The organism is Methanospirillum hungatei (assembly GCF_020216685.1).
Lineage (GTDB): Archaea > Halobacteriota > Methanomicrobia > Methanomicrobiales > Methanospirillaceae > Methanospirillum > Methanospirillum hungatei_B.
This window is the reverse complement of record NZ_JAIWNS010000026.1, coordinates 1-10,000: the sequence shown is the minus strand read 5'-3', so window position 1 is coordinate 10,000 and position 10,000 is coordinate 1. Positions and strand designations below refer to the sequence as shown.

The window sequence follows — 10,000 nt, the reverse complement described above, 5'->3', positions numbered from 1 at the left end:
CAGCACCATCCTCTTTCAGACCTACTATAACCACAAGGGTGATGTCTACTAGGGGGGAGCCGTGTACACCCGGATAAAGGAATTCAGGGTGAGACAGGGGATAACCCAGGCTGATCTTGCCCGGAAAGCAGGCGTCAGACGGGAGACCATTGTTTTTCTTGAAAAAGGAAAATATAATCCATCCCTCCGGTTGGCCCATCATATCGCCTGCATTCTGAATACCAGCATCGAAGAACTATTCTTCTTTGATGATGAAACAGGACCGGATGAATAACCCATAACAGGTCATAAAACCTACAACATAAGAAGAAATTATGATTATAGAATTATTAACAAACCCCCGTGCTTTTTTCAGCACCATTTGTAAACAGGAACCCTCACTAAAAATCCCTGCCCTTATCATCCTTGTAATGGCACTAGTCGGATCGATTACCGGGTATATGATGGGAGAACTCTCAGGGAAACTGTTTTCTGGAATGATGGAAGGGCTTGCAACAATCGCTGCAGTCAGTGCTGCAATATCAACATTCTTTTCATCCTTTATCATCTGGCTGGTTGCAGCAGTGATCCTCTTTGGACTGCAGAAGGTCATGCAGGGTACCGGGACATTCAAGCGGGTCATGGAGATCTGTGGCTATGGTATGGTTCCCCTCGTCTTTGCAACCATCATCACGCTTCTCCTGAGCGGATATTATATCCCCCAGGCAGATATCAGCCCCATCCGGTCCACCAATCCGGAAGAGATCAGTAAGGCAGCAATGTCTATGATGCTGGACCCTGCTCTTCATGAATTCAGCATCATCTCAACCATCATCACCATCATCTTCCTCATCTGGGTTGCCAATATCTGGTCAATCGGTGTAGAGGCCTGTTGTGGTCTTCCGGCAAAAAAAGCCCTCATCGTCGCAGGACTTCCGGTGCTCATCTATATCGCCTACACCCTTGCAAGCCTCCTGCTCTTCACCGGGGGAGCGGCATGAGAACAGGGGCAATCATCACCCTGTTATTTGTAAGTCTCCTTCTCGTATCCATCAATACTGCAGAACTTCTTCCGGAGAATGAAGCGGCAGCAGCACAGATACAGGTGATCAATCTCTCTATTGACCCGGCGGTTCTTATGCCCTATGACACCGCAACGGTGACCATTACGCTTGCAAACACCGGGACGAAGAGTGTGGCCATATCCAGTGCACAGATGCTCTCCAAAGAGTTCAAAGTACTATCTGACAGTTATAGAAAGGTTGGAGCCATTGGTGCCGGAAACACGATGAGCTTTACCTACACGCTCCAGGCCGGGGGGGCAACCGGAATATTTTACCCTATCTTCTCAGTGGATTTCAGGGATGCAAACTTCCTTCGGTATCCGTTCAGGGTTCTGGTCCAGGATAATCCCCTTGAGGTGTCGGTTCTGAATAAGCCGGAGACCTTTGTATCAGGAAAGAAGGAGGATCTGACCATTCATGTCGGGAATCCCCGTGATAATCAGGTTACCGGTGTTACGGTGATACCACAGGCAGGAGAGCATGAGATAACACCGACATCATACTTCTCCGGCGTCCTTGCACCTGATAGTTCGGTAGATATCCCCTTCTCGGTAACGCCATACGGAGATTCACCGATTGAATTTATTGTCCAGTATCAGAATGGCATAAACCAGCATGAGGTCTCATACACGTTGCCGGTCGAGACCGGAAAGAAGAGCAGGAAACAGGCAGACACCGTCCTTTCAAATGTGCAGGTTGATACCAAAAAGGACTATTACCGGGTGACCGGTGATGTTACAAACTCCGGGCTTGAAACGGCGAATGCAGTCGTAATAACCTCCGCAGAACCAGCGGTCCCGGTATTTCCGTTCAAGGTCTATGCCGTTGGTGCACTCAAGCCTGATGACTTTGCAAGTTTTGAAGTGACCTTCCGGGCAGATGGAAATGTCACTGAAGTCCCGCTCCGGACATCCTTTAAGGATAATGACGGGAACGAGTTCGCTTCAGATACTCTGGTCGAACTCGGTGAAGGAACCGGTCCCAAACCAAAACAGGATGAAGAAGGATTTTCACCGGTTATCATCGGTGTTCTTGTAGTGATTGCACTGGGAGTGATTGGTGCCATCTGGTACAGCAGAAGACCACGGGGATAAGATGGATACACAGCCGGTGATCGTCTTTACTGATGTCACCAAGATTTACCCCCTTGATGCAGGAGATGTGGTGGCTCTTGACCACCTCTCTTTTGAGATTCAACGAGGGGAGTTTATTGCCATCATGGGGCCATCCGGGTCAGGAAAATCCACCCTGCTCAATATGATCGGGTGTCTTGATGTTCCAACGTCAGGTGATGTCATCATAGACGGAAAGAACATCCGGACGATGACAGATGACCAGCTGACGGAGCTTCGCCGTGATGTTCTGGGATTTATCTTCCAGCAGTTCAACCTGATCCTCCTCCTCAATGCCCTTGAGAATGTCCAGTACCCGCTCATCCTCAAGACCGGGGAGACCGGATGCACAGACCGGTGCAAGGAGGTCCTGGCTGCCGTCGGCCTTACGTCAGATCTCTGGCACCACCGGCCAGGTCAACTCTCCGGCGGACAGCAGCAGCGGGTAGCCATTGCACGTGCCCTTGTCAATGATCCGGAGATCATGCTCTGTGATGAGCCGACAGGGAATCTGGACACGAAGACGGGGACCGCGATTATGCAGCTTCTCACAAGACTCTGCAGGGAACAGGGTAAGACGATTGTCATGGTCACGCATGATCCCCGGACAGCAGAGTATGCAGATCGGGTCATCATGATTGAAGATGGGAGGATCAAGGAGGAGGCATGAGTAGTCACCGGCTCTTTTTTGGTCTTGCGATCAGAAACCTGCAGATCCACTGGCTCAGATCCCTTCTTGCAGCCATTGGGATCATCATCGGGGTGGTTGCCATCTCCTCCATGGGTATCCTCGGAAACAGCCTGGTTTTATCCGTATCAGACTCATTGACCGACGTCGGTGACTCAGTCGTGGTAACCCCCCATATCTCATTTCAGGGGATGACCAGTACCGGGACTGACAAACGGATAACTGACCGGCAACTGGAACAGATACGCCGTGCTTCGGGGAATAACGAGGTTGTTCCCGTGTATGCCGGCGGCGATCGAATCAGGATAGGTCGTGAGATCCTTGCTGCTTCCATTTACGGGGTTAATCCGCAGGATATTCCGACCCTTTTGAATCTTGAGACAGGCCAGTTCCTCCGGGGAGCATCAGGGGTAATGGTCGGTGCAAAGATAGCCAAAGAGAATAACCTTGCCGTCGGCTCCCGGATACTGGTCGGTGACGAGGAGGCCGGGGTCAGGGTGGTCGGTATTCTGGCAGAGCGGGGGATGGGATTTGATATCAGCCCTGACTATGCAATAATCGCATCAGACCAGTGGTACAAGGACTTTTATGATGTCAGAGGATATGACCAGGTTATCGTGAAGGTCAGAAACCTGAAAGATATCGATCAGGTCAAGAATTCAATCGATGCTCAGTTAAACCGGCGGGAGACCGAGGTAAATGTTTATGATACCAAGGCGATCCTTGAGACCATCCTTGAGACTTTTGGGAGGATATCCACCTTTACGATGGCAATCGGAGGGATCTCTCTCATCGTTGCAGGAGTTTCCATCTTCAATGTCATGATGATGTCTGTGATGGAGCGGTACCGGGAGATCGGAATCCTCAGATCTATCGGGACAAAACGGGCAGAGGTCAGGAGCATGTTCATCTACGAGTCCCTGATCCTCGGGGTATCTGGCTCCATTATCGGAGGTGTGCTGAGTTTTCTTGGAGGATATGCAGCAATAGCCGTGATGCTTCAGGAGACATCATACCTCTTCGCATTCTCCAGCCTTATCCAGATACCTTATGGGATGATCTTCGGTGTTGCAACCAGTATCCTGTCTGGATTATACCCGGCATGGAAAGCATCAGATCTGCGGCCGATTGATGCACTCAGACATGAGTAAGAGGAAAAACAGAATTAAACCTGATTTTCTTCAGGTTCCTTTGCTTTTTTCGGTTTCCATCCGTCCTTATGGACAAGCAGGGCATCAAGAATCTCCTGGACACCTTCACCACTTCCGGTGGACATGGATGGGTATTCAGGTATACTAGTAAGATCCGCCTTGTTTGCGACTACCACAATCGGTACCTGAACAAGACCCTTTACTTCCTCAAGGAGCCTTAATTGTTCTTCCAGAGGATACCCGCAATGGGCACTCGGGTCAAGGATAAAGAGGAGGGCATCCGCAATATTCACAATTGCCGATAATGCCTGCCGTTCGATGGCATTTCGCTCAATACCAGGCCGATCCAGGACACCGGGCGTATCAATGAGCTGTATCTTCTCATGCCGGTGGTAATAATGACCGACGATGATTCCTTTTGTGGTAAACGGATAGGAGGCAACTTCAGGCTCAGCTGAAGAGACCCTCCGTATAAATGAGGATTTACCGACATTTGGAAATCCGGCAACTACGATGGTGAAAACATCCTCAACGGTAGGCAGTTTCCGAAGAATATTCCGGACATCATTCAAAAACAGGAGATCATCTTCAATCTGGTGGACAACGGATGAGAGACGGGCGATTGCCTTTTTCCGTGCTGCAATTGAGTTCTCTTCTGAAGAGTACCTGACATCCTTTGCAAGACCGCCCCGGTGATCCTTGGACCATCGGGCAGCCCAGCCGACAGCACCTAAGGATTTCTTCAGCCGGTCCGTAGTCCAGAGGATTTCAACAATATCCTGGTAAAACTGGGGCTCTTCAGATAGGGTAGGAAAAGACTGAATGACTGATACCAGTTTATCATGGACCGAGAGGTAGGCAGCTTCAACAAACTCAACGCTTGCCCGCTTTTTATTTGGTTTCTCCCGCATCTTCTTTGCAGCACGACGAAGTGCCCGGTCAAGCACCTCATCTGCCGTGGGAACGGTAGGGATTTTTTCAAAACTCACGATATTTCACCCGTATGTATACGCGTACAGGTATATACTAACTCCCCTCTTCATATACTACCTAATAATTAACAGTCTTCCAACAAATAAACGATACAATAAAATTCTCGCACAATAGAGATTAATTCTCGACCATTTTTCTTCTTTGTCTCTGGAAATTATTTCTGATGATCGTTCTGACTGAAGAAAAAGTTTTTATTTTATCAGTCTGGATTCCATCATTAATTACATCTGATCTCACCCCCCGGCTGACAAATTGTTCCATCTGAATTGACAAGGAAATCCAATGAGCACAGACAAATCATTGCACCAGGCTGTATACCTTAATGCACGAGGACGGTACGAGGAAGCGGTCCGCAAATATGACAATTTTATCCAGTTACATCCCGACGACGCTGATGCATGGAGGATGAGAGCAGTGTTTCACATGAGAATTCAGCGATATCAGAACGCAGCTCTTGATTATGAACAGGTGATCAGGCTGTGCCCTGCTGATCCTGATGCACTGATGAACAGAGGGCGTGCCCTTATCGAACTGACCCGTTTCGAAGAGGCAATCAGTACATTTGAACAGGTTATCCGGAATAATCCGAATCATGCAGCAGCCTGGATATCAAAGGGTTCTGCCCTCTTCGAATCAGGAAAATATCAGGAAGCACTGGAGGCATATGAGGAGGGAGCCCGCTTACATCCAGATGATCCCGGGATATGGGAACAACAGGGGGATACACTCATGGAACTTGGCAGGTTTGAAGAGGCTCTCTCAGCCTTCGAAAAGGCAATACAGATGCGGCCTGGAAAAGGATATTTGTGGAGAAAGAAAGGTCATGCACTCAAAGCGCTTCTGAGAAAAGATGAGATGAACGAAGCATATGACACAGGATTCAGGCTTGACTGCCCGGAATATAATATCTGACCCTTTGTAACGCTGGAGAAATGAAGAGAAGATCCCGTTATCAGGACATACCCTTCATCTCATGAATTCATATACCAACTCAAACACGGATGACTAAAATCCTTTTTCACTTTTTACTCTTTTACAACAAACTCAGCATCTTCCGGTTCTAATGGAATGAGAATCCAGGCGATCAGGTATATCAGGATGCCGGATCCAACCGTGAGTAACAGGACGATGAAGATTAGTCTGATAATAATCGGGTCGATGTCAAGATATTTTCCGATACCTCCACATATTCCTGCGAGAATCTTATCTTTTCTGGACCGGTACAACCGTTTTGGTTCCATGCTCACTTCTCTTTCCTCAAAATAAATAATCCTTATGCGAAGGAGAGAAGATCTCAGTTTATCCGAGTTTCCAATACAAATTGTGCACAAAGAACCACACCGGTGAATCAGCAGAGAAACAGCTTTCAGCATGAGAAATACGATGAAGCTTAAATGAACAGCATGGACGCGATCCCATTTTTGTAGTAGAAATTACTCTGAAAATGTCTTAATAATTCTTTATTTATTCGTAACATCCGAACAGAACCATCATGATTTATCATGTAGATAGACGCAATAAAATCTGATAGACCTGATCAGCCGGTCTTGGGACATATCCCTTTTGGGAAAGGTATCTGTGACGCTCTCCAACGGGAATGTGACAAGATGAAGGCCTACATGAGTTTATAACTATGGATCTCTCTCCAATTCAAAACGACATCCTGATTACGCTTATCAGCCTGTATGAAAAAAAATCTCTCCCGATTAAAGGAGAGGAGATAGCCGACATCATCTTACGCAATCCGGGAACAGTCAGAAACCAGATGCAGGCACTCAAAGCCATCGGACTTGTTGATGGTATCCCTGGGCCGAAGGGCGGGTACCACCCGACATCACTTGCCTACAAGGAGTTACATCTGAAACATGATGGCGAGGCCTATGAGGTCAAGATCTCCCGTGATGGCGAGATTGTTCCAGGGGTAAAGGTCGGGGAGATCATCTTTACCACCCTCTCCCATGCTGACATCTGTCATGCCCAGATTCGGATCATCGGCAGCGTGAAACTCTTCAATAACGGCGATATCATCACCATCGGACCAACCCCGGTCAATAAACTTCTCATCAAGGGCGAGGTCTTCGGGAAGGATGAGAACGAACCGGCACTTATCGTCTCCATCCTTGAGATGGTGTCGTTACCGAAAAAACCCATCCGGGACTACATGACAACTCCCATCAAGATGCTATCAACAAAAAATACCCTGAAAGAAGCAGTCAGACTCTTTAATACCCATCATATCCATGGTGCCCCGGTCATGGACGGGGGATTTCTCCGTGGCATTGTGACCATGTCAGACATCCTTCATGCTATTGAGCAGGACCTGCCCCTGGACACCCAGGTCTGTGAGGTCATGACCGAAGACGTGGTCTATGCCGATGCATCGGTCCAATTGTATGAAGTTATCAGAAAGTTCAAGGAACGTTCAATCGGGCGGCTCGTGGTTTTTGAAGAGAACCGGCCGGTAGGCATTCTGACACAGTCTGACATCTTCCGGACACTGCCGACCAACTAACCGGTGGATTTATGCGTTCATTTACGACATCGCATGGCATTTTTTACAACGGCGACTGCATAGAGGGAGCAGCGCTCATTCCTGACAACTCAGTTGATCTGATCATAACCGATCCTCCCTATGGGATTGAAGGAGACAAACTCCACCGGCACTATAACCGGAACGAATCATTTGTCACCGACGGATATGTGGAGATTCCGGCGGAGGAGTACGAATCATTCACCAAAGCCTGGATTTTACAGGCCGAACGAATCCTCCGGCCGGGTGGTTCTCTTTATATCGTCTCCGGATATACCCACCTTCGTCATATTCTCAATGCACTCTACGAAACCAGTCTTGAAGAGGTAAACCATATCATCTGGCGGTATAATTTCGGGGTATTTACCAGCCTGAAGTATGTCTCATCACATTACCATATCCTCTTTTATGCAAAGCCAGGGGGAAAGCGGACCTTCAACACCGAGTGCAGGATATCGCTTGCTGAAAAGGATGAGAACGGGGGATCGCTCAATTACCAGGATCGGGAGGATGTCTGGATCATCAACCGGGAGTATAAACCAGGGAAAGTGAAGAATAAAAACGAACTCCCGACCGCTCTACTTAGTAAGATCATCCAGTATAGCAGTAATGAGGGTGATCTCGTGTGTGACCTCTTTCTTGGGGGGTTCTCAACCGCAAAGACTGCAATCGGACTCCTGCGGAGAGCAACCGGGTTTGAGATCTCACCGGTCATGTTTGATGCGAAGATTGATGAGATGATGGCAGTAGTCCCCGGATTTCTTCTTGATACCGCACAGACCCCGAAAGAACCCGGCAGGAAACGAACCCGGAAAACCTGGAGTCCGGAGGAGACAGAGCAGCTCAGGAAAAGGTATAACGAGCTGAACCAGACCAGTCTTTCACAGAAAGAAGTAAACCAGCAATTACAAGAGGAATTTGACCGGGGGTACTGGTCGATAGAAAAAGCCCTTAAACAGACCGGTATAAAACCCGGACGAAAACCGGAGACACCGGAATCTGATCGGGAGATTTATTATTGGATACAACCGAAATCTGATATATGAAGTCCATACTTGCCCGCACACTCTCACGGAAACAGATCGTGACCAATGACGGGAAAGCAATCGGATCACTTCGCAATCTGATGGTAGATTTTGATACAGGCCTGATCACAGACCTGGTGCTGGAGCCTGATCAGTCCTTTGATACAACCGGATATACCCTGGACGGAGACCGGATGCTTATCCCCTTCGAAGCCGTCAGGGACATAAAAGACTTTATTGTGGTAGATCGTTACCTTGCAAGAATGTGAGGAAAGTACATCCTCATTATCTCAACAAAGCCTTCGCCGTACGGAACTGATGAGCAATAGTCAGAGATATTCCGTACATCTTCCTGAGCATTTGCAACGCAGCAGCCGGTTCCTGCAGCCTTAATCATCCCGATATCATTCTCAGAGTCTCCAATGCCAAGGAACTCATCAGGTTTTATACCCAGCTGCTCTGCAACGATCTGAAATGTTCTTCCTTTATCAATACCGGCCTCGTGAATGTGGATAGCAAAGTTTGTGTCCATGATATCCACCGGCCAGCCTGAAAGAAGGGATCTGACCTCTTCAACCGGTACCTCACGGGCAAACGCGATATCAGAATACCGCTCCTGGTGGGAGTAGAGCTCAAGACGGATGCCTTTTTTCGCATAATATTCTTCCAGCAGGTTCAGCGCCTTAACTGCAATATCCCGGTTTGCCATAACCTGCATGGAACCCTGAAACCCGATCCGGTACACACCGCCATTCTCCCCGATGAAGGTTCCACCGGTGCCAATGAGCTTGCAGAGCCCCTTGAGAAGACAGGAGGTGTTGCCTGATGAGAGCACCACCTCTATACCACTCTCCTGGAGCTTTCGTATTGTCTCTATGGCAGCAGTCGAAAGTCTGCGCTTTTCATCAGTCAGTGTTCCATCGATATCGGTTATCACTCCCCGTAACACAGATACACTCCTATTATACTCCTATAATTGTGGACCTAGCAGGACCGAAGACCGCCCTCTTCCACCAGGAACGTTGCTTCCCCTTCCGGCAGGTTCGGACTGTCAACAAGCCGGAAGATACGCTTTCCGCCCTTGCTTTTGCGCAGGTATACCCTGAAGGTGGCGGTATGCCCGACGATATTTCCTCCGATAGGTTTTGTCGGGTCACCAAAGAAAACTGCCGGATTGGACTGGACCTGGTTGGTCACAAGACCGATGGCATTGTACTCGTCACAGAGCTTGAAGATATCATGCATGTGACGGTTCAGTTTCTGCTGGCGTTCTGCAAGGGTGCCCCGGCCTGCATATTCTGATCTGAAAAGACCGGTGAGTGAGTCCACGATCACGAGTTTGACCGGCTTTCCTGCAGCTTTCAGTTCCTCTGCAAGCTCACGGGATGTCTCGATAAGGAGCATCTGGTGATCAGATGTCTGGGCACGGGCAACATGGATATTCTTTAAGAATTCCTG

Annotated in this window: 12 protein-coding genes and 1 pseudogene; 9 read left to right on the top strand and 4 right to left on the bottom strand. The window is 48.5% G+C overall.

The features are described 5' to 3' along the window. Positions 1-61 precede the first annotated feature (61 nt). The 5 genes from LDL35_RS01515 to LDL35_RS01495 are packed head-to-tail and all read left to right on the top strand — an operon-like array spanning position 62 to position 3,994. The gene (locus LDL35_RS01515; protein ID WP_011449873.1) at positions 62-274 is read left to right on the top strand and encodes a helix-turn-helix transcriptional regulator; all 213 of its coding nucleotides are present in this window, start codon (positions 62-64) and stop codon (positions 272-274) included. A 40-nt stretch (positions 275-314) separates the two neighbouring features. Further along, positions 315-980 (top strand): Yip1 family protein, encoded by a 666-nt coding sequence (locus LDL35_RS01510; protein ID WP_304018781.1) that lies wholly within the window; start codon positions 315-317, stop codon positions 978-980. Continuing rightward, entirely contained in the window at positions 977-2,137 is a 1,161-nt protein-coding gene (locus tag LDL35_RS01505; RefSeq protein ID WP_304018780.1) for a hypothetical protein, read from the top strand. Before LDL35_RS01510 ends, LDL35_RS01505 begins: the two co-directional genes overlap by 4 nt. A gap of 1 nt (position 2,138) precedes the next feature. Continuing rightward, positions 2,139-2,825 carry an ABC transporter ATP-binding protein gene (locus LDL35_RS01500; protein ID WP_304018788.1) on the top strand — a complete coding sequence of 229 codons (687 nt, stop codon included), beginning with the start codon at positions 2,139-2,141 and terminating at the stop codon, positions 2,823-2,825. After that, positions 2,822-3,994: an ABC transporter permease gene (locus LDL35_RS01495; RefSeq protein ID WP_304018778.1), complete on the top strand. Its 1,173-nt coding sequence runs from the start codon at positions 2,822-2,824 to the stop codon at positions 3,992-3,994. Before LDL35_RS01500 ends, LDL35_RS01495 begins: the two co-directional genes overlap by 4 nt. 14 nt (positions 3,995-4,008) lie before the next feature. Here LDL35_RS01495 and LDL35_RS01490 read toward each other — a convergent pair whose 3' ends face one another. Continuing rightward, positions 4,009-4,983: a GTPase gene (locus tag LDL35_RS01490; RefSeq protein WP_304018776.1), complete on the bottom strand. Its 975-nt coding sequence runs from the start codon at positions 4,981-4,983 to the stop codon at positions 4,009-4,011. Positions 4,984-5,269: 286 nt separating this feature from the next. On the opposite strand from LDL35_RS01490, the gene LDL35_RS01485 reads away from it, so the two are divergent. Further along, entirely contained in the window at positions 5,270-5,899 is a 630-nt protein-coding gene (locus LDL35_RS01485; protein WP_304018775.1) for a tetratricopeptide repeat protein, read from the top strand. Positions 5,900-6,012: 113 nt separating this feature from the next. Here LDL35_RS01485 and LDL35_RS01480 read toward each other — a convergent pair whose 3' ends face one another. After that, entirely contained in the window at positions 6,013-6,228 is a 216-nt protein-coding gene (locus LDL35_RS01480; RefSeq protein ID WP_011449880.1) for a PspC domain-containing protein, read from the bottom strand. Between the two features lie 392 nt (positions 6,229-6,620). Here LDL35_RS01480 and LDL35_RS01475 point away from each other — a divergent pair, with 392 nt between their 5' ends. The 3 genes from LDL35_RS01475 to LDL35_RS01465 are packed head-to-tail and all read left to right on the top strand — an operon-like array spanning position 6,621 to position 8,811. After that, positions 6,621-7,499: a CBS domain-containing protein gene (locus LDL35_RS01475; protein ID WP_304018772.1), complete on the top strand. Its 879-nt coding sequence runs from the start codon at positions 6,621-6,623 to the stop codon at positions 7,497-7,499. Positions 7,500-7,510: 11 nt separating this feature from the next. Continuing rightward, on the top strand, positions 7,511-8,563 hold the full coding sequence (locus tag LDL35_RS01470) for a site-specific DNA-methyltransferase (protein ID WP_304018769.1): 1,053 nt from the start codon (positions 7,511-7,513) through the stop codon (positions 8,561-8,563). Then, on the top strand, positions 8,560-8,811 hold the full coding sequence (locus LDL35_RS01465; protein ID WP_011449883.1) for a PRC-barrel domain-containing protein: 252 nt from the start codon (positions 8,560-8,562) through the stop codon (positions 8,809-8,811). Before LDL35_RS01470 ends, LDL35_RS01465 begins: the two co-directional genes overlap by 4 nt. Here LDL35_RS01465 and LDL35_RS01460 read toward each other — a convergent pair. Both LDL35_RS01460 and radA read right to left on the bottom strand, forming a co-directional pair. Continuing rightward, positions 8,793-9,491, bottom strand: coding sequence for a phosphoglycolate phosphatase (locus tag LDL35_RS01460; protein ID WP_304018764.1), 699 nt, complete (start codon positions 9,489-9,491; stop codon positions 8,793-8,795). The two genes, LDL35_RS01465 and LDL35_RS01460, sit on opposite strands and share 19 nt — an antisense overlap. A gap of 35 nt (positions 9,492-9,526) precedes the next feature. Next, positions 9,527-10,000, bottom strand: a pseudogene (gene radA, locus LDL35_RS01455) (DNA repair and recombination protein RadA); the annotation flags it as partial.